This is a genomic window from Mitsuaria sp. MSU3D (genome assembly GCF_056867975.1).
Map to the genome: position 1 here is coordinate 2936130 of NZ_CP200314.1, position 19485 is coordinate 2955614.

Sequence of the window (19485 nt, forward strand, 5' to 3'; positions counted from 1 at the left end):
CGATTGCATCGCCGTGCCCGCGTGGCTAGTCTGCGGACATGCCGGCGTAGTCGAGAACCGTTCTCAACAAATTGAGTCTCCGCAACCACGCAGCCATCGTTTCGATGGGGAGGGAACACGCATGTCGATGTCCACGTCGCCGACCTTTCCGGCTCTTGCCACCGCCGCCCGCATCCGCGGCCGGATGCGCGCTCCAAATGCCCGCACCACCGGCCTCATCCTGGTCGGCCTCGTCCACCTGCTGATGGTTGGGGCCCTGGTGAAGGGCTTCCAGCGCCACGCCGTCGAGGCGCCGCCGCTCATCAAGTTGAAGACGATCGTCGAACCCGAGGACAAGCCCAAACCCGCCGAGCCGCTGCACATCCCCGAGCCGACGATCCAGACCCCGCGCATGGTCGAGGTACCGATTCCTCCGGTGGACATCACTCAGACGAAAGAGCCGGTCATCGTCGCCGTGGGCGTGACCGACGGCAGGACATCCACGCCGTCAGAGGGGACGGACCCCGGCGCGAAGCAAGAGGTGGTCCCCACCCGGACAACCCCGCCCACCACCCTCAAGACGCCTGGCGCGATCTGTACGCAGATGGCGGCGCCGGAGATGCCCGCAGTGAACTGGACCGGTGAAGCGGTGTTCCGTGCCGTGGCTGAGGTGCAGGGCGGCCGCGTCGTCGCCGTGCAGCTGCAGACGCTCGGCGGATCGATGGATGCCCGCACCCGCCGCGCGTTCTCCAACGCCATCGAGGGCACGCTGAAGTCGCGCTACGTCTGCTCGGGCGAGCACCGCTTCCAGCAGGACTTCGCCTTCCGCATGGACTGACATCCCAAGCTGGCTTCGCGCAGAGGCTGAAATGACAAAAACGCCGGCACGCGCATTGCGTGGCCGGCGTTTTTCTTCATGCGTTCAGCGCTTCACCCTTCCGGGCGACGGCTTCAGTGGAGCATCAGGCTGCCGTAGGGAGACACAGGCGTCGTGAACGCCATCAGCAGCCGCTCGGGGCGGAACTCGCCGACCGACTCGGCGCCTTGCCAGTGAGTCTCGATCGCGTGCTCCAGGCCCTTGAGCACGCAGAACGACATGAAGGCGTGCTCCGCCTCCTCGCCATCCATGTCCACATGCTGCAACCGCACGCAGGCCGCGCGCAGGAAGTTCAGCATCTGGATGGGGCTGTCGGTGTCCGGGCAGTAGCCGGCGCAGACCTCGATGTCTTCCCGGGCATCGTCGGACAGCCAGAGGCGGCCGTCGTCGATCCGGACATGCATCAGGTCGGGATTGGCTTCGATGCCGACCTCATCGTCGTGGAGCAGCGTGTACATGATGGATCGGACGGTAGACGAAGCCGTGCGGCCGTGTTCATCGACTCCCCCGCCTGGAGGGGCGGCTGTGTCAGATATGCACGCTGCAGGCACCGTTTACATCATTTCCCGACGGTGGCGTAGAACGCCGCGCGCAGGACGGCGGGACCTTCGGGCACGACCGGCGCCTGTCCCGCGCGCTGCATCGGCACCCCGGAGATCCGCAGTTCCAGCGCCCCACCCTGCGCGTCGACGCCGGCGAACAGCAGCGCCTGCCGGTTGTCCGCCTCCATCCGCGACACGGTCGTGCCCGGCCGCCAGCCCAGTTGCTGGAACGCGCGGGCCAGTTGCCCGCCCGCGTCCACCATGCGCAGGCGCAGCGCCTCGTCGGGCGCGGCGTCGGTCGTCCACACCACGTTGACGTGGGTCAGCCGTCCCGATGCCTGGTCCAGGATGTAGGTCACGGTCGCCGGCACCGGGCCGGGCTCCAGCTGGTCGAGGCGCAGTACCAGCGCGCGCTTGCCCGCCTTCGGGTCCTCGACGACACGGATCGCCTCCGGGGCCGCCTTGAAATCGCGCTGGATCGCACCGCGCAGGCCTGCCTCGTCCATGCCGAACAGCGCGGAGCGGAAGCCCGAGACCCGGTACGCGCCCGCGGCCGCCGTCGACGCGGCGGCCGCGGCGGGATCCATCGCGGGATAGGGATCGGGCCGGTCGACGTTCGCGACCACCCGCAGGCGTAGCTGCGACGGCCCCGCCGATGCGACGCGATGCTCGCGCGCCCGTGCCGGCGAGGTCGCGGTGCGCTCGCGCGCCTCCACGTCCACGTCCGCCCCCAGCAGCCGGATCTCCGCGCCCGCGCCTTCGAAGTCCTTGCCCGAGAACACGATCAGCGTCCCGTCCGGCAGCAGATGACCGCGCCGCGTCGCCAACGGCGGCCAGCGCCAGCCGGCCATCGTGGCGCCGACGGCGCGGGCCGCCTCGACGAGCCCCGCGCGCTGCGCCGGCGTCGACGGCCCGTCGGTGGTCCACTCCACATCGATCGCAACCAGTCGCGCGCTGGCCGCGCCGAAGCGGTAGCGCAGCAGCACCGGCGTCGGCGCCGGCACACGCGGCAGCGCGGCGACCCGCACCAGCAGGTCGACGCCGCCGCTGTCGGGATCGACGTACTCCCGCGGCGGCGACACGGTCTCGGAATACTCACGCGCGACCACGGCGCGGACTTCCGCGAGGCTCATGCCGAAGCGCGCTTCGCCGTGACCGGTGATCGCATAGGGACGGCCCTCGACGAGATAACGGGTCGGTTGACCGGTGAGCGAGATTTCAAAGGGCATGTCGGCGGCGCACGCGGCGGGAACGACCGAGGCCATCGCCGCCGCGGCGGCGACTCCGGCCACGCCGGCCCGCAGGCGCAGGGTTCGGGAGAGTCGGGAGAATCGGAAAAGGAAGTTCATTCGAATGATCCTCAACGGCCGGTCGGAGAGACGTAGGTGACCTTGCCGTCCACCACCGCCAGCTGGACGCCCATGCCCGCGGCCATGCCGCGCAGCGCGGCTTCCTCGCGCTGATTGGCGCCCGCGAAGTCGGAGTTGTGGGCCATGTCGACGGCAGCTTGCGGATTGGTCCGGAGCAGGTTCAGGAACGTGGCCTGGTCGGTCTGTTCCTTCTTGATCAGCGCCTGCGTGCGGTTGATCATCGAGCTGTAGCTGTTGTAGAAGGCCTGCATGCTGTCCCAGGTCTTGCGGACCCCTTCGTCGTAGAGATAGTTCCACGGGCGATCACGCCAGCGGGCGTTCTCGTCCAGGTACTTGAAGCGCGCCGCCGCATCGGTGATCGACGCGGCGTACCTGGAATCGGCCGCCGAGTAATGGTTGTCGGGCTCGCTGTGATTCATGCCGAAGACGCCGAGCACCGTGCGACCCACGACGTTGTCGGTCATCGCCTCCGCGAGACCCATCGGATTGATCGAGAAGTTCAGCGACAAGCCCAGCCCGCCGAAGCCCAGCTGCGCGCCCAGGTCCAGCGACACGCTGATCGCGCCGTCCGAGATGCCGATCGAGTAATTGAAGGTGCCACCGATCGATCCCGGCGTGTAGACCGTGGCGCCGCCGCCGACCGAGCCGGTGCTGCCCGTCACCCCGGCGGCGACGCCGACCGAGGAGCCGACGCCGACCGCGTTGTCGAAGCGCTGCACCACGCGGCCGTCGCGGAGCGTGTACTGCTCGTCGGCGCGGGCGAAGACGAAGGTGCTCACTGTCGTGTTCAGCCGCGCATCGCCCAGGCCGCTGATGTTGCCGCTCACGCCCGTCTGCGCGGTCACGCCCGCGCGCGCCTCGGCGCCGATCTGCACGCCGTTGCGGCCGAGGTTCCCGATCACATACGCCTCGCCCTGCGCCCCGACGGTGACGTAGCCGGGGCCGCTGGTGATGGTCACGTCGACGTGGCCGCTGGCGTTGGCCTCCAGCTTCACGCCGGTGATGCCGAACTTAGCCAGGCCGCTGATCTCGCCGCTGGCCTGCGTCGACAGGTCGACGCCGCCGATCGCCACGCCGGTCTCCACGACGCCGCTGGCCGAGCCGCTGACACCGCCGCCTCGCGGTCCGATCGTCACGTCGCCGGCAACGCCCGTCCCGGTGATGTTGCGGCCGAAGTCCTCGGTCTGGCCCGTCTTGCCGCTGTGGACCCAACCGCTCAGCGGCGGCGGCACCACGGTGGGCGCGGGCTGCGGCAGCGGCGGGATCGTCGGGATCTGCTGCGCCGTGTCGCTGAAGCTGCCGCCCAGCATCGCCGACGTGAACACGTCCAGGGTCCCGGGCTCGCTGACGGTGTAGGGCAGTCCGCTGTAGCCCGGACCGATGATCTGGAAATCCCTCGCGTCAGCGCCGGCCAGGCCGGTGACGCGGAAGACATATCGCCCCGGCACCAGTTGGCTGAGGTCCTTCACGGGCTTGCCCTGCGGATCGTAGGCGGTCACCACCGGCTGGACGTCCGGGCCGCTGAAGGGGCCGTCCGGCCCGCGCAGCGTGGCGATGCCCGGCGAGCCGACCAACTGGTTGAAGTAGATCGCGCTCGTCACGCTGTAGCTCAGCGGCATCGGGCTGATGGTCAGCAGGCCCGGCAGACTGCCGCTGTCGGCCACACGGTAGTTCTTCGCCGCCGGACCGGTCAGACCGGTCACGACCTTGAAGTACTGGCCCGCGTGGGTGTAGCGATCCGCCGCCAGTGCGTTGCCCGCGAAATCGACCAATCCGATCGTGCCGTCGATCGCGTCGCCCGGCAGCACGTTCACGAAGGTCGGCCTGCCGAGGTTCACGCCGTCGCCGAACACTGCCCAGGGCGTGCAACCGCTTCGGGAGCAGTTGCTCGTGTACCCGCCGTAGGTATAGCCCGTCGAGACGATGCCGTAGGTCACCGGCCGCGGCGCGACGGTCAAGGTCCCGCCGAGGAGGCTCACCGCATAGTTGCCGTTCTGCGTGCCGGTCAACGAGCCGGTCCAGCCGTGGCCGCCGGCGTCCAACCGCGGCGCATAGATCAGCGGATCGTTGCCCTTGCCGACCGCCTGGCTCTGCAAGTCGCCGCCGGCATCGACGCGCACGCCGACGTCGTCGCCGGCCAGCACGCCCGTCAGCGCGCCTAGCCGGGCCGGATCGCCATACACGCTCGCCACGGTCGCCGGCGTGAAGACCAGCGATTTGCGGGCGATGCTCAACGGTGCCGTCGCGCCATCCGTCGAGACGAAGCGATAGTTCTTGCTGAGGTCGATGACGGTGTCCGGGCGGCCCACCTGCTTCAGGCCGAGCACCACCTGCAGGTAGTCCCCGGCGGCGGTGCGTTCGCCGTAGTTGATCTCGCCCGCGGTGTTGACGACGTGGAAATCGGGCTTCACCCACAGGGCGTCGTTGCGGATCAGTCCCGACACCGACACCGCCGGCGCGACGTAGGTGCCGTAGACGGTGCTGATCGCGTCGATGGAGACGGTGACCGGCTTGGGCGCGACGGTGATCACGGCGATGCCGGTGGAGCCGCTGGCCGTGTAGTAGTTCGCCGCGTCGCGTCCCGAGAGCCGCGCGACGTAGAGGTAGCTGCCGACGTTGAGCTTGTCGTCGATCGCATACTCGAAGCCCGGACCGACGGTCCGTCCCTGCAACTGTGTGGCGACGGCCACCGTCCCCAGGTTGACCTCGTCGCCCGGGAGGATCCCGGTGGTCAGGTGCAGTGCCGGCAGGCCGCTGCCGTAGAGGATGTCCAGGCTGCCGCTGTCCAGCGAGCGACCGATCTCGCGCTTCAGGACGTTGACGTAGCCCGTGTTGGACGTGGGCAGACCAGGCAGTATCAGGTTGCCGGGGGCGATCGTGTAGTTCGCGGCGTCCGCGCCGCCCAGTCCGTCGACACGGACCGGGTACCGGCCCGCCGGCGTCCGTTCCCACAAGCTCACCGGATCGAAGAGGCTGGTCAGCGCGGCGACCTGGTCGCCCGACAGCACGCCGTTGACGCTGCTGGTCGGCATCCGCGGCACGTCGCCGTAGGTGGAGGTCGTGTCGGGGGTCGTGACGGTGACCGGCTTCGGCCGCACGACGAAGTCGCCGAACGACGGCCGCAGCGTGTAGTTGCCCGCATCGGCGCCTTGCAGCGCACCGCTGGTGGGGTAGCTGCCCACCGGCAGTCGCGCGGGCGCCGTCGTGACGTTGCCGCCGGGCAGCGTCAGCCAGGCGTTGACGGACACCTGGTCGCCGGGCCTCAGCTCGCTCGACAACGAGGACCGGAAGCTGTACAGGTCCGAGCTGCCGTAGGTGGACAGGTTGGCGAGGCTGTTCGGCCCCTGCAGCCAGGCGGATCCGGTGATCGCGATCGGGCTCACCGTGAGCGTCGCGCCCCGGTTGCCGGTGCCGGCCATCACGTAGTTGCCCGCGTCGGCGCCGGTCAGGCCGGTGCCGGTCATCGTGTAGGTGCCGACGTTGAGCGCGCCGCTGCTGGAGCGCGGCATCGACGAGACGCTCGTGACGACCGAAACCTGGTCCCCCGCCAGCACGCCGTTGACGGCCCCTCGCGCGATCGGCAGGTCCGAGCCGACCATGCCGTAGGTCGGATTGAAGGTGGAGAACGTGCCGTCCGGCGCGATCGTGCCGTATCGGACGTTCTGGAAGTAGCCGTCGACGGTGACGGTCACGAGCTTGGGCGCGACGGTCAACGTGGCCGTCGTCGAGCCGACGTCCGTCGTCACGTAGTTGGACGCGTCCGCGCCGGCCAGGCTGCGCAGGCCCAGCGTCCAGCGGCCCGCGCCCGTCCGGTCGGTCGGCGCGGTGCCGGTGGCCAGCAGCGCGGCGGGACCGGCGCTCACCGAGTCGCCGGACAGCACGCCCAGCAGCGACGCGGCGCCGATCGTCGCCGCGGTGCCGTAGGTGCCCGTCGCGTCCTGCGCGATGTAGCTGATCGGACGCGGCTGCACGGTCAGCGCGCCGGCCGTGTTGCCGGCGGTCGCCAGCACGTAGTTCGGGTTGCCGGTGATGGCGGTGACCGCCTCCGTGTAGACGCCGGCATGCGTGCGATCGGTCAGCGCGACCGGCGTGGCGCCGGACAGCAGCGCCGTCGTGTAGCCGACCGTGTCGCCCGCGAGCACGTTGCCCAGCGTCACCGCGCCCAGCGTGGCAAGGTTGCCGTAGACCGAGCTCGCGTTGGCCGTCGAGAAGCTCACCGGCCGCGGCGTCACCGTCAGCGCGCCGACGGCGTTGCCGGTGCCGGCCAGCGTGTAGTTGCCCGCGTCCGCGCCGGTGAGCGCGCTGACGCCCGCCCACCAGGTGCCGCCCACGGTCGGCCGCGCCACCACGGCGCCGCCGCCGTCCAGCGCCGTCAACAGCGCGCCGACGCTGTCGCCCGGCAGCACGCCGGCGAGCAAGGTGGCGTTGCCTGCGACGGTGGGCATGTCGCCGTAGATCGCGCTGCCGGCGGACACGCTCCAGCTCAGCGTTTTGGGCGAGACGATCCAGCTCGCCGGCGCATTGCCGCTCGTCGCGATCACATAGTTGCCGGCGGCCGCGCCGGTCAGCGAGGCGGTCGTCGCGCCGAACGTGTACGTGCCGGCGCGCGTGGACGCCGACAGGGATTGCGGATTGCCGCCGATGTCGATCCTCGGCAGGGCCTCGACCTCGTCCGAGCCGACGATGCCGCTCAGCACGGGTCTGCTCGCGACAGGCGAGGCGCCGTAGACATTGCCGCCGCCGGTCGCCACATAGGTCAGCGGCTTGGGCTTGACGATGATGTCCAGCGCCGAGTTGCCGCTGCCGGCGATGACGTAGTTGCCGGCGTCGGCGCCGGTGAGGCCGGCCACGCTGGTGACGTAGTGACCCACGGGCCATGCCGAGGAACTGCCGATGGCCGCGCGGGGCTCGATGACGTCGAAGCGCTCCGTGCCGACCACGGCGTCCCCCGGCAGCAGGCCGACGAGCGCCGGCGTCTGCAACGTCTGGCCGTAGATCTGCTCGAGGCTGCCGCCGACGTAGGTGATCGTCTTGGGCGCGACGACGAGCCGTCCCGGCGCATTGCCGCCGGAGGCCAGCGTGTAGTTGCCCGCCTGCGCGCCGCTCAGGCCGGTCACGATCTCCGCATAGGTGCCGGCGCGCGTGTTCGGGGCCAGCGAGAACGGCGTGCTGCCGTCGGCGCTCGACGCGACGATGCCCGTCACGACGTCACCCGAGAGCACCCCGCCCAAGCTGGAGACGCCGAGCGTGGCCAGCGTGCCATAGACACTGCTGATATCCGACACCGACCAGGTGAGCGCCTTCGGATCGACGCGGAACACCCCGTCGCTGTTGCCGCTCACGGCGAGCACGTAGTTCGACGCCGCGGCACCGGCCAGCGCGGTCACGGAGGCCGCATAGTTGCCCGCCGCCAGGCGCGCGCTCGCCGCAATCGGCGAACCGCCCGAGCTCAGACCCACCACGCCGTTCACGTCGTCGCCGGAGAGCACGCCGGTGAGCACCGAGATCGGCAGCGCCGACGCGGTGCCGTAGATCTGCGCCGCGTTGCCGACGAAGAAGCTCACCGGCTTGGGCGCGATGGTGAGGGACGAGCTCACGCCGCCGCCCAGGTCGATCGCGTAGTTGGACGCCGCCGTGCCGCCCAGACCCGTCAACGCGAAGTTCCAGGACCCGGCGCCGACGCGCTCGCCGAAGCCGTAGCCGCCGCCGTTGGCGCTCATCACGACGCCGCCCTGCCCGCCCAGCGTGGCGATCGGCGCGACGCTGTCGCCGTTGACGATGCCCGCCAGGCTCACGACCGACGCCGGCGTGCCATAGACGTAGTTGCCGGCGGAGACCGTCGGTGTCAACGTCCGGCGCGTGATCGTCAGCGGCAGCGTGGCGCTGCGCATGTCGACGAAGAAGTTGCCGAAGACCATCGGATCGAACGCCGCCGCGCCGGTGCCCGCCAGGGTCAGCGTGCCGCTGCCCGCGGCCGCCGTCACGCCGGGACCGCTGACCGACAGCGAGCCGGACAGGAACAGCCCGTCCAGCGTCGCCGCCGGACCGCCCACCTGATGCACCGGCGCGCGGCCGAGGTGCTCGGCGTCGGGATCGGCATCGCCGTAGACGCGGGTGACCGCGCCGCCGACGCTGTTGCCGAGCGCCACGCGCGTGGCGTCGACGCTGCCCAGGCGCGCCAGACGCGTGACGATGCCGTCCTCGACGAAGCGGAACAGGCCTTCGCCGACGATGCTGTCGGTGGCCTCGGTGGTCCAGTCCACGACATGGCCCTCGACCCGGCTCCCGCCGCTGACCTTCAGCGCGCCGCTCAGCGTCGCCGTGCCGGCGACCGAGACGTTGCCGCCGATGACGATCTCCACCGGCATCGGGCCGCCGGAGCTGGCCGTCGGCATCACCGTCGCCGACAGCGATTCGCCCGCGAAGGCGCCCAGCCGCAACGCCCCGGCGCTGCGTTCGGTGTTGCCGGCACCGTCGGCCATCAGCAGCGTCAGCGGACCGTTGTCGGTGATGAAGTTCGCGTTGCTCAGGTCGAGCGAAGCGAGCCCGGCGCCGCGCTCCGCGTTGACGACGCCGTGAGCGGCCGTGTCGTTGGCGGTGATGGTCCAGTGGCCGCCGCCGTTGCTGAAGGCGCCGCTGAGCATCACCGAGCGGCCCGCCGCCAGCGTCAGGTCGCCCGCCGCCGCGCCGCCGGGACCGCGGGAGATGCCCGTGAAGAAGGTCGACCAGGTGATGTCCTGGCTGGCCTGCAGACGCACATTGACACCAGCGCCCAGCAGCGACGCGAGGTCGCCGGAATTCAGCGTCGTCGTCCCGCCGGGGTTGTCGTTGAAGCCGATGTCGCCGGGCGACGTGGCCGCCGCCGCGTCGCCGATGACGATGTCCTGCGGGTCCAGCAGCAGCCGCGCGCCGCGGCCCAGCAGCAACCGGTCCAGCGCCACCGCCTGCACGGTGGACGCGGACGAGATCTCCACCGCGCCGCCCGCGACCGCGCCGTGCGCATCGAGTCGACCCAGCATCCGGGTGGCGCTCGCGCTCCACACGATCGCGGTCCCGCCGACGCCTGACGCGCCGTGCGCGGCGACGTCGATGCGGCTGTCCGCGTCGATGCCGACGCGGTCTGCGGCTGCGAGCAGCGGCAGCACGCCGAAGCGGCCGAGGTAGCGCGCGTCGGTGTCCGCCAGCGCCGCGTCCGCGCGTCCGCCCTGGAACGATCCGCCGACACGCACCAGGCCGCCGCGCGTCGCGCCGCTGGCATCGAGCGTTGCGCCGGCAAGGGCCACGTCATGCCCCGTGACGTCGATGCGCCCGCCACCCGCCGTCGCCGAGGACGCATCCAGCGTGCCGCCGACACGCACGGTGCCGCCGGCCCCGCCGTCGAGCACGATGGACCCGTCGACGCCGGAGAGCGTGGTCGCGCGGATCGTGCCGGGCAGGTGGATCGCTTCGCGCAAGGCCTCGCGCACCGTCGACGCGCGCAGCGCGACCAGACCGGCCTCGATGCGGCCGCCGTTGCCGATCAGCGGCCGGCTGTCGCCGTCGACCGCGTCGGCCGGCAGCATCACCTGCAGGAAGCCGTCGCCGGAGAAGTCCAGCGTCGCGGCCGAGGCACTGCCCAGCGCCACCTTGCCGAGCGGGGCGAGGATCAGGCCGTCGTTCTCGACCCGGCCGCCCAGCAGCGCGACCTGACCGCCCTCGCCGGTGACGATGCGCCCCTGGTTCAGCACGTTGGCGCCGCGGCCGTTGAAGCGCAGCCGCCCGGCCATGAAGTCGTCGTCGGACAGGCCCAGCGTCGAGGCGACGAAACCGGCCCGCGTATCGACGAGGCCGGTCGCCGTGATCGCGATGCCCTGCGGGTTGATCAGGAAGACGCTGCCGTTGGCCTTCAGCGTGCCGGCGATCTCGGAGCCCAGCGGGCCGGTGACGACGTTGAGCGTCGCCGCCTGCCCGTTGGGCTGGTTGAAGTTGACGACGCCGCCCGCGCCGATCGAGAACGCGTCCCAGCGCAGCACCGCGCGCTGAGAGTTCTGCTGGATGTCGAGCCGGTTGCCGTTCGGCGCGACGATCGTGGCCTGACCGGCGCTGACACTGCCGCCTTTCGGCAGGACGGGCAGCACCGGCAGTGACGCCGTCTGCGCGCCGGCCAGCGGCATCAGGCCGGCCAGGATGGCGGCGGTCAGCGCGGTCAGGCGCGGGCGGGTCTGCGCCGAGGCGCGGGAGGAGTGCGGGGAGCGTGTCATGGTCGTCAGAACTGGACTTGCGCTTTCACGAACGCCTGGAACTCGTCCAGGCCGAAGGGGCGGTAGCGGCGGCGGCCGGCCTCGATGGAGAGCTCGGCGCCGCGCCAGCGCGTGCGCAGGCCCGCGCCGCCGGACGCGGCGAGGCGGTGGCCCTGCGTGCCGGCGAACTCCGACCACGGACGGCCCAGCGCCGCGAAGACGTAGGGCTGCAGTTGCAGGCCCGCGCCGCCGACGGTCGGCGTCCAGGCCCGCGACAGCTCCTGGCGCAGGGTCCAGCCGTTGTCGTCCGAGATCGCACCGGACCGGAAGGTCGACAGCGCGTCCTCGCCGTCCAGGCTGAACAGCTCGGCGCTCGGCAGCACGTGGCCGAGCGCGCTCTGCAGCCGCGCCGAGGTGCGCGCGCCCAGGCCCCAGGGCAGCTCGACATCGGCGCTGGCGTTGAGCTCCAGCTTCGTGAAGTAGGGCCTCACGCCATAGCGCGACACCGGCACACCGGTGGCCGCGATGTCGGCCGCGGTGCGGGCGCCGAGTCCGGGCAGACCGCGCGACAGCGTCGCGCCCAGGCGCAGCCGGGCCGACTCGCCGTTGCGGACGTAGTCCGCCGCGATCCGGCCGACGCGCAGCTTGTCCTCGCTCATGACGAAGTCGAAGTCCGGCAGCGAGTCGATCTGCCGGCTCGCGTCGACACTGCCCGTGAGGGTCAGTTCTTGCGCCCGCGTCAGCAGCAGCGGATAGATCAGGCGCAGGCTGTAGCGTTCGAGCTGGCTGCGCGAGCGAAGCGCGCCGGCGGGCGCCCGCGGCTGCGTGTCGGAGACGGTGAATTCCGGGTTGAGGCTCAGGCCGTCGGCCGTCAGCGGCAGGATCGCCCCGCCGCCGAGCACCCGTCGCGGCGCGTCGTCGCGCCAGGCGGTGCCCCAGTCCTTGCCGCCCGACACGTAGGTGTAGAACTGCTCGCCGCGGCCCAGCGCCTGGTTCAGGCGCAGCTGGACCGTCGTCTGCCACGGCCCCAGCGACTCGCTCAGGCGCCGGTCCGCCGAGACGGTGATCGCCGAGCCGGCGTGTTCGCCTTCCAGCACCAGCACCGTGCCGCCGACTTCCCGGCCCGCGCCCAGCGCGCTGCGCATCTGCAGGCCGGGCCCGCGACCCGCCAGCGTCAACGCGCGTTCCAGCGCCTCGCCGCGCAGATGCCGTCGCCCCAGCAGGCCCGCCAGCGTCTGCTCGACGGCCCGGCGCGCCCGCTCAGGCACGGCCGAGGCATCGATGCGCTCGAGGTAGCCGTCCACCACGCGCAATTCGAAGACGCCGCCGTCCTTCACCTGCTGCGGCGGCACGACCACGCGCACCAGCGGATAACCGGCCTCGCGGTAGAGCGCCTCCACCGCGTCGGCCAGTTGATAGAACGCGGCCACCGTCTGACGTTGACCGCGAAGCGGCGCCGCCAGCTCCGCGGAGGCCGCGGCCAGTTCCGGGAAGCCGTCGCTGAAGCGCACCTCGTCGACGCTGACCTGCAGGTCGCGCGCCTGCGCCGGCACCGCGTTGGGCGCGGGCACCGGCAGCGGCGCGGCGGACGCGGCCGGCTCGGGCGGGCGCAGATCGCGCGGCGTGACCTGCGGCGCCAGCGGCGGCGGACTCTGCTGGGCCAGCGCCGCGCCGGCGGCCAACGCCAGGGCGGTGCCGCCGAGCACGGCGGAACGGAATGGACGCATGCGGATTCCCTCGGACCGTCGGCCTCTGCGCGGGCGGTCCCTCGTTGTTCTTGCTCGTTGTTCTTCTCTCGTGGAGGCTGTCGTGGCAGCGGCGCGATCGTAGGCGCGGCCCCTCCCGGGAGGCGTAGAACGAACGGACTACACGGCCACCTCCCGGGCGCCAGACAATCGCCATCCGATGCAAACCGCACACGCCACCGCCCCCGCCGCGCCCCTCCCGGCCGCCACCGCCGCCGGCTCTCCGTACGATGCGCTCATGACGCTCATCCACGTGATCCTGGTCGAGGACGATCCGGGCTTCGGCGACGCGCTGTGCCACGTCGTGGAGGACTCGCCCGGCATGCGCCTGGCGGGCCGCGCGGTCACGCGCGCCGAGGGCCTCGCGCTGCTGGCCGGTCCGCCGGCCGACGTGCTGCTGGTGGACCTGGGCCTGCCCGACGGCTCCGGCATCGACGTCATCCGCGCCGCCGCGCGCGACTGGCCCGCGTGCCACATCATGGTCAGCACGAACTTCGGCGACGAGACCCACGTGATCCGCTCGATCGAGGCCGGCGCCTCGGGCTATCTGCTCAAGGACAGCGCCCCGGCGCGCATCGTCGAGGAGATCCGCAGCCTGGCCGCCGGCGGCAGCCCGATCAGCCCCATCATCGCCAGGAAGGTGCTGTCGCGTTTCCGCCAGGACGCCGCGCGCGCCGTGCCGGCCGAGGCCTCGCCGCTGTCCGCGCGCGAGAACGAGGTCCTGGGCCTGATCACCAAGGGCTTCTCGACCGCCGAGATCGCGGACCTCATGACGCTGTCCCCGTTCACCGTGCGCAGCTTCGTGCGCCGCATCTACGGCAAGCTGAAGGTCAGCTCCAAGGCCGAGGCCATCTTCGAGGCGCGCTCGCAGGGATGGCTGCCGGAGTGACGCCGTCCCGCTCTTCCCCCGCCCCTCCCCGATCGCGTGGCTGGTGCTGCTCGTGTCGCTGGTGCTGGCGGCGGTGGTCGCCGCGGTCGCGTTCGGCGCTTTCATCGACCGCGCGTTCAGCCCCGCGCTGCACCTGACGGAAGCTGACTGGCAGGTTTCCGAGCATGCCGGACGAGTCGCGCCAACGGCGACCCTGGACGCCGCCGCCTTGCCGCAAGACTGGCATCCGGTGTCGCTGCCGCTGGCCTTGCCGGTGGCGCTGCTGGGCCAGGCCGAGGCCGCGCGTGAAGGCGACGCGGCCGTGCGCACGACCTGGCTCCGCGTGCGCGTGCCGCCGGCACCGCGCGGCTTGCTCGCGGGCCAGCTGGGCCTCTACGGTGCGCGCATCAAGACCGACGGCACCATCGCCGTCTATGCCGACGGCCGCCTCGTCCATCGCGCCCAGGAACAGGGTCCGCTGTGGAACAGCACCCGCACGCCGCTCTGGGTGTCGCTGGAACCGCCCGAGGACGGCCGGCCGGTCCATGACATCCTGATCCGGCTGGAGCACACCAGCCGCAGCCAGGTCGCGGTCTCCAGCCTGTGGCTGGGGCCTGTCGATGCGCTGCGCGCCCGCCATCACCTGCGGGCCTGGCTGCAGCTGGAACTGCCGGCGATCCTGGGCGCGGGCTTCGCGGCGATCGGCGTCTTCGCGCTGTTCGTCTGGATCCGCCGCCCGCACGAGACCGGCTACCTGCTGTTCTTCAACCTCGCGGCGACGTCCTACCTGCGCGGGCTGCATTTCTACGTCTCGCTCCCGGTCGCCAACGACGCCTTCGCCTGGCTGACCGTCAACTCGCTGTTCTGGCTGGTGACCGTCGTCCACTTCTTCCTGCGATCCCTGCACGGCCAGCCGATGCGGGGCATGACGCGGGCGCTGGTGGCGGTGACGGTGCTGGTCGGCGTGGCGACGCTGCCGCTGCCCGGCCTGCTGCCCAACACGCCGCGCGTGACGCCGCTGCTCTACCTGGTGGTGGCGGGCATGGGCATCGTGGTCGGCACCGCGGGTGCGCGCGCGGCCTGGAAGAGCTCCGGCGAGGGGCGGCTCGTGGCCGCGGGCATCGGCGTGTGCGTGCTGCTGGGGATGTCGGACTGGGCGCTGCAGAACAACGTCGTCAGCCCCGAAGGCTGGTACCTCGGCGCCTACGCCAACGCGGTGGCGCTGACGGTCTTCGGCCTGCTGATGTACCGCCGATACGTGCAGGCGATCGCCACCGTCGAGGACCTCAACGCCAGCCTGGCCGAGCGCCTGGCCGCGCGCGAGGCCGAGCTCGACGAGAGCCACCGCCGCCTGCGCGAGATCGAGCGTCGGCAGGCCGTCAGCGACGAGCGTCAGCGCCTGATGCAGGACATGCACGACGGACTGGGCGCGGCGCTGATCGGCGCGATCCGGAGCGCCGAGCGCGGCGCGCTGCCCGAGCGCGACGTGGCGCGTGTGTTGCAGGACTGCCTCGACGACCTGAAGCTGACGATCGATTCGATGGAGCCGGTCGAGGCCGATCTGCTGCTGCTGCTCGCGACCTTGCGCTTCCGGCTGGAGCCGCGGCTCGAGGGCAGCGGCGTCGCCCTGCGCTGGGACGTGCGCGAAGTACCGCAGCTGTCATGGCTGGAACCGTCGAGCGCGCTGCACATCATGCGCATCGTCCAGGAGAGCATCGCCAACGTGCTGCGCCACACGCGCGCATCGGAGATCTGCCTGAGCACCTCCACCCACGAAGGCGGCGTGCGCGTGGAGATCGTCGACAACGGCCAGGGCTTCGACGCGGCTGCCGAGCTGGCCGGCGGTCGCGGGCGCGGCCTGCAGAACCAGCAGCGCCGCGCGGCGGCGATCGGCGCGCGCGTGGACTGGCGATCGGGCGCCCAGGGAACGCGCTTCAGCCTGTGGTTGCCGCTGGCACCGCGAGCCGGAGATTCCGCGTAGTCACCGATCGCCGCGGCTGACGCCGTTCGGCGCCCGACCACGCCTCAGACGTTGCGCATCCAATCCGCGGTATTCGCGAACGAGGCGGCCAGACGCCGCTGCAGCTCGACGTCGAGCTCGCACTCGGCCATCGCCTGCGTCATCGCCGTCATCCACTGGTCGCGCTCGGCGATGCCGATGCGGTAGGGCATGTGGCGGGCGCGCAGGCGCGGATGGCCGAAACGCTCGACGAAGTGGTCCGGCCCGCCCAGCCAGCCGCAGAGGAACCAGAACAGCTTGTCCCGCGAGCCGTCCAGCGTCGTCGGGTGGATCGCCCGCAGCTGCGCGAAGCGCGGCTCCAGGTCCATCAGGTCGTAGAAACGGTCGACAAGACGCCGCACGGCGTCCTCGCCGCCGACCCACTCGAACGGGGTGGCGGGAGCGGCGCCCGTCGGGGTGTCCTCGGTGCTCGCCGTGTCGTCGGCGGCACCGGTATCGGTGGAATCGGTCATCAGGAAGCGGGGAGCAGGAAGCGGGGAGCAGGAAGCGCAAGGCGGAGGGGGTCAGGCGTGACCCGCAGAGTATTCCAGCACCTTCGACGCGAGTCCGCGGATCCCCTGCGCCGCGTCGCAGCCGGGGTAGTGCTCCAGCAACAGCTGCCGCTTGAGCACGGCCTGCCGCACCATCGGGTCGTTCTTGACCTCGCCGAGCAGCTCCAGCTTGAAGGTCTGCCCCGGCGTCGGTCCGACGAAACGCTGCAGCACCTGCTGCAGCTGGCCGCAGATCAGCTTGCCCTCGCCCGGCCGGTTGGCCTGGTTGACGATCAGGCGCACCAGGCGGCGCTCCTGCTGGGTCGCGAGCACCTTGATCGTGGCGTACGCGTCCGTCAGCGAGGTCGGCTCCGGCGTCGCGACGACCAGCACGTCATTCGCCATCGACACCGAGAACAGCACCACGTCCGAGATGCCGGCGCCGGTGTCCAGCAGCACGTAGTCGAACCGTGGCCGCACGACCTCGAGGATGTGCAGCAGCTTGTCGCGCACGTCGGGCGTCAGCCGCGAATACTCGACCATGCCCGAGCCCGCCAGCAGCACGTGGAAGCCGCCCGGCGCCGGCAGGATCGCCTGCTCCAGGGTGCAGCGCTCGGTGAAGACATCGTGCAGCGTGAGCTTGGGGTGCAGGTTCAGCACCACGTCCAGGTTGGCCAGGCCGAGGTCGGCATCCAGCACCAGCACGCGCTCGCCGCGCGCGGCCAGGGCCGCCGCCAGATTGGCGGTGACGAAGGTCTTGCCCACGCCGCCCTTGCCGCTCGTGACGGCCAAGGTGCGAGCGCCTCCGCGGGCATGGGGTGCAGCAGGAGCTGTTGTATTGCTCATTCACTATCCTGTTGCGTTACGGCGAACAACATGCCCTTTTCCTCGGCGCTCACCAGCGAGTCCACATGGCTCTCGAGGCAGGCGCGGTTGCGGCCTTCGGCCTTGGCGCGGTAGAGCTGGCGGTCCGCCCGCTCCGTCCAGATCAGCGTCGACGACCGCACCCACTGCGGCGCGAACGCCCCGCCGATGCTGATCGTGCAGGTCAGCGGCGCATGGCCGGCGCCCGCGCTGATCGCCAGCGCCTGCACCCGCTGCCGGATGCGTTCCGCGACCGTCACCCCGAACGACGTCGGGCAGTTGGGCAGGATGATGGCGAATTCCTCGCCGCCGATCCGCGCCACCGTGTCCATCGGCCGCACCGTCTGAGCGATCGACTGGGCGACCGCGCGGATCACCATGTCGCCGGCCGCGTGGCCGTGCTGGTCGTTGACCGCCTTGAAGTGGTCGATGTCCAGCATCAGCAGCAGCGCCGGTTCCCCGGACCGCGCCACGCGATCGACCTCGCGGCCCAGCGCCATCTCGAAGCTGCGGCGGTTGACCAGCCCGGTCAACGCGTCCTTGCTGGAGAGATCGCACAAGGCGTCGAGGATGCCCTGCAGCCACGGCTCCGAATACGGCTCCGCGTCGGGCAGCATCGCACCGGCCTGCTGCAGCAGCTGCAGGGCCAGGTCCAGGCGCAGCTTGTGGGCTGCAATGAGACTTTGCGGAGCGTCCAAGGTCAGATCAGGCAATTTCGAGGGCAGTCTAGCGGCTTCCCCCTCAAATGAGCGCGCAGAAAAGAGGGGTTCCCCCCACCTCTTTCACACATCAAATGGACCAAACACAATCAAACTAGCATTGTCGACAATGGTGATCACCCGGTGCTACGGCATCTCCTCTTCGAAGAAAACCAAACAGCCCCATGCGCCAAGGTCAACCGGTCTCGCTCGCGGCCCCGTCGCCGGTGGAGGCGATCGATCATGAGTTCAGCTTCAGCAAGGCCGACTTCGAACGCGTCCGCCAGCTGATCTACCAGCACGCCGGCATCTCGCTGCACGACGGCAAGCATGCGATGGTCTACAGCCGGCTGTCGCGCCGCCTGCGCGACACCGGCTACAAGAGCTTCGCCGACTACCTCCAATGGCTGGAGGGCATCACCGGCCCGCAAGGCGACCAGGAGTGGCAGGAGTTCGTGAACTGCCTGACCACCAACCTGACCTCGTTCTTCCGCGAGGACCACCACTTCACGTCGCTCACCGACGACCTCAAGACGCTCACCGGCAAGCCGATCCGCATCTGGTGCTGCGCGGCATCGACGGGCGAGGAGCCCTACTCCATCGCCATGACCTGCCAGGAATCGCTGGGCGCGAACAGCGGCGTGCAGATCGTCTCCAGCGACATCGACACCAACGTCCTGAACACGGCGCGCAAGGGCGTCTACGCGGCCGAGTCCCGCGGCCTGTCGCCGCAGCGGCTCAAGCAGTTCTTCCTGCGCGGCACCGGCGCCAACGAGGGCCGCATCCGCGTCCGCCCCGAACTGGCGAAGATGATCGACTTCCGCCCGCTGAACCTGATGCACGCCTCGTGGTCGCTGGGAGATCCCTTCCACGTCGTGTTCTGCCGCAACGTCATGATCTATTTCGACGCCCCGACGCAGCGCAAGGTGCTGGAGCGCATCCACAAGGTGATGCGTCCGGGCGGGCTGCTGTTCGTCGGACATTCCGAGAACTTCACCGATTCCCGCGATCTCTTCCGCCTGCGCGGCAAGACGATCTACGAGCGCGTCGGCTGATCGCCGCGAACGATCCGCCGCACGACGATCCGAAGAACCCCCATTCAGCGACACCCCCATGACCCTGCCCTCCGCCTCCTCCGCGATGCAGCAAAGCGCGGCGCTGGCCAGCGCCGGCGCGGCCCGCGTGGCCCAGCTCAAGTCGGTGACGCGCAAGAACGGCGAGGCGTCGTTCTTCTTCTACGAAGCGCATTTCAAGAACGCCGCGGTCAAGGTACTGCCCGGCGAATACTTCGTCGACAACGACGACCTGCTGGTCATGACCACGCTGGGCTCGTGCATCGCCGCCTGCCTGTGGGACCGCCACGCGCAGATCGGCGGGATGAACCACTTCATGCTGCCCGACGGGCACGGCGACTCGGGCCGTTACGGCTCGTTCGCGATGGAACTGCTGATCAACGAGATGATGAAGCGCGGCGCTTCCAAGAGCCGCATGGAAGCGAAGATCTTCGGCGGCGGCGCGGTGATCGCGGGCATGAACACGATCAACGTCGGCGAGCGCAACACCAACTTCGTCATCGATTTCCTGAAGCTCGAACGCATTCCCATCGTGTCCAAGGACGTGATGGACGTCTACCCGCGCAAGGTGTGTTTCCTGCCCAAGAGCGGCAAGGCGATGGTCAAGCGCCTGGCGCCGACCAACACCGATGCCCTGGTCCAGCAGGACAAGGCCGCGGCGCAGCAGGCGCAACCGGTGGCGAGCACCGGCGGTTCGATCGATCTGTTCTGAGAAGACACTGACACCACTGAGGCAGCACGGAGCAGCAGCGTGCCCGGA

12 protein-coding genes are annotated in these 19485 nt (G+C 70.7%); 5 read left to right on the plus strand and 7 right to left on the minus strand.

Going from position 1 to position 19485, the window contains the following annotated elements; genetic code table 11:
• Window positions 1-127: 127 nt before the first annotated feature.
• Window positions 128-817 carry a hypothetical protein gene (locus tag AC1VNM_RS12945; protein ID WP_483107187.1) on the plus strand — a complete coding sequence of 230 codons (690 nt, stop codon included), beginning with the start codon at window positions 128-130 and terminating at the stop codon, window positions 815-817.
• Between the two features lie 113 nt (window positions 818-930).
• Here the strand turns inward: AC1VNM_RS12945 and AC1VNM_RS12950 are convergent, their stop codons facing one another.
• From AC1VNM_RS12950 to AC1VNM_RS12965, 4 genes are all read right to left on the minus strand, one after another.
• Window positions 931-1314: a hypothetical protein gene (locus tag AC1VNM_RS12950; RefSeq protein ID WP_377152997.1), complete on the minus strand. Its 384-nt coding sequence runs from the start codon at window positions 1312-1314 to the stop codon at window positions 931-933.
• Between the two features lie 101 nt (window positions 1315-1415).
• Complete coding sequence (locus tag AC1VNM_RS12955) at window positions 1416-2747, minus strand: hypothetical protein (protein ID WP_483107188.1); 1332 nt, start codon at window positions 2745-2747, stop codon at window positions 1416-1418.
• An 11-nt stretch (window positions 2748-2758) separates the two neighbouring features.
• A complete protein-coding gene (locus tag AC1VNM_RS12960; protein ID WP_483107189.1) occupies window positions 2759-11008 on the minus strand; it encodes a beta strand repeat-containing protein in 8250 nt (2749 codons plus the stop codon).
• 5 nt (window positions 11009-11013) lie between these two features.
• On the minus strand, window positions 11014-12714 hold the full coding sequence (locus AC1VNM_RS12965; protein ID WP_483107190.1) for a ShlB/FhaC/HecB family hemolysin secretion/activation protein: 1701 nt from the start codon (window positions 12712-12714) through the stop codon (window positions 11014-11016).
• Window positions 12715-12970: 256 nt separating this feature from the next.
• On the opposite strand from AC1VNM_RS12965, the gene AC1VNM_RS12970 reads away from it, so the two are divergent.
• Both AC1VNM_RS12970 and AC1VNM_RS12975 read left to right on the plus strand, forming a co-directional pair.
• On the plus strand, window positions 12971-13621 hold the full coding sequence (locus AC1VNM_RS12970; protein ID WP_483107191.1) for a response regulator: 651 nt from the start codon (window positions 12971-12973) through the stop codon (window positions 13619-13621).
• Between the two features lie 58 nt (window positions 13622-13679).
• Window positions 13680-15581, plus strand: coding sequence for a sensor histidine kinase (locus tag AC1VNM_RS12975; RefSeq protein WP_483109275.1), 1902 nt, complete (start codon window positions 13680-13682; stop codon window positions 15579-15581).
• A gap of 44 nt (window positions 15582-15625) precedes the next feature.
• On the opposite strand, the gene AC1VNM_RS12980 is transcribed toward AC1VNM_RS12975, so the two are convergent.
• Genes AC1VNM_RS12980 through AC1VNM_RS12990 form a run of 3 tightly spaced genes read right to left on the minus strand, consistent with a single transcriptional unit; the run spans window position 15626 to window position 17652 of the window.
• Window positions 15626-16072, minus strand: a complete 447-nt coding sequence (locus tag AC1VNM_RS12980; protein ID WP_377152986.1) for a group II truncated hemoglobin — start codon at window positions 16070-16072, stop codon at window positions 15626-15628.
• A 51-nt stretch (window positions 16073-16123) separates the two neighbouring features.
• Window positions 16124-16936 (minus strand): MinD/ParA family protein, encoded by an 813-nt coding sequence (locus AC1VNM_RS12985; RefSeq protein ID WP_377152984.1) that lies wholly within the window; start codon window positions 16934-16936, stop codon window positions 16124-16126.
• The gene (locus AC1VNM_RS12990) at window positions 16933-17652 is read right to left on the minus strand and encodes a GGDEF domain-containing protein (RefSeq protein WP_377152982.1); all 720 of its coding nucleotides are present in this window, start codon (window positions 17650-17652) and stop codon (window positions 16933-16935) included. The genes AC1VNM_RS12985 and AC1VNM_RS12990 overlap by 4 nt, the downstream gene beginning before the upstream one ends.
• A 185-nt stretch (window positions 17653-17837) precedes the next feature.
• On the opposite strand from AC1VNM_RS12990, the gene AC1VNM_RS12995 reads away from it, so the two are divergent.
• Complete coding sequence (locus tag AC1VNM_RS12995) at window positions 17838-18707, plus strand: CheR family methyltransferase (RefSeq protein ID WP_377152980.1); 870 nt, start codon at window positions 17838-17840, stop codon at window positions 18705-18707.
• Window positions 18708-18765: 58 nt separating this feature from the next.
• Window positions 18766-19437 (plus strand): chemoreceptor glutamine deamidase CheD, encoded by a 672-nt coding sequence (gene cheD / locus AC1VNM_RS13000; RefSeq protein ID WP_483107192.1) that lies wholly within the window; start codon window positions 18766-18768, stop codon window positions 19435-19437.
• The last annotated feature ends 48 nt before the right edge of the window (window positions 19438-19485 follow it).

What these genes read in the sequence shown, in the direction of transcription:
- AC1VNM_RS12945 (WP_483107187.1), top strand. Translation starts at nt 128, where the DNA reads ATGTCCACGTCGCCGACCTTTCCGGCTCTTGCCACCGCCGCCCGCATC.
- AC1VNM_RS12950 (WP_377152997.1), bottom strand. Translation starts at nt 1,314, where the DNA reads ATGTACACGCTGCTCCACGACGATGAGGTCGGCATCGAAGCCAATCCC.
- AC1VNM_RS12955 (WP_483107188.1), bottom strand. Translation starts at nt 2,747, where the DNA reads ATGAACTTCCTTTTCCGATTCTCCCGACTCTCCCGAACCCTGCGCCTG.
- AC1VNM_RS12960 (WP_483107189.1), bottom strand. Translation starts at nt 11,008, where the DNA reads ATGACACGCTCCCCGCACTCCTCCCGCGCCTCGGCGCAGACCCGCCCG.
- AC1VNM_RS12965 (WP_483107190.1), bottom strand. Translation starts at nt 12,714, where the DNA reads ATGCGTCCATTCCGTTCCGCCGTGCTCGGCGGCACCGCCCTGGCGTTG.
- AC1VNM_RS12970 (WP_483107191.1), top strand. Translation starts at nt 12,971, where the DNA reads ATGACGCTCATCCACGTGATCCTGGTCGAGGACGATCCGGGCTTCGGC.
- AC1VNM_RS12980 (WP_377152986.1), bottom strand. Translation starts at nt 16,072, where the DNA reads ATGACCGATTCCACCGATACCGGTGCCGCCGACGACACGGCGAGCACC.
- AC1VNM_RS12985 (WP_377152984.1), bottom strand. Translation starts at nt 16,936, where the DNA reads ATGAGCAATACAACAGCTCCTGCTGCACCCCATGCCCGCGGAGGCGCT.
- AC1VNM_RS12995 (WP_377152980.1), top strand. Translation starts at nt 17,838, where the DNA reads ATGCGCCAAGGTCAACCGGTCTCGCTCGCGGCCCCGTCGCCGGTGGAG.
- cheD (WP_483107192.1), top strand. Translation starts at nt 18,766, where the DNA reads ATGACCCTGCCCTCCGCCTCCTCCGCGATGCAGCAAAGCGCGGCGCTG.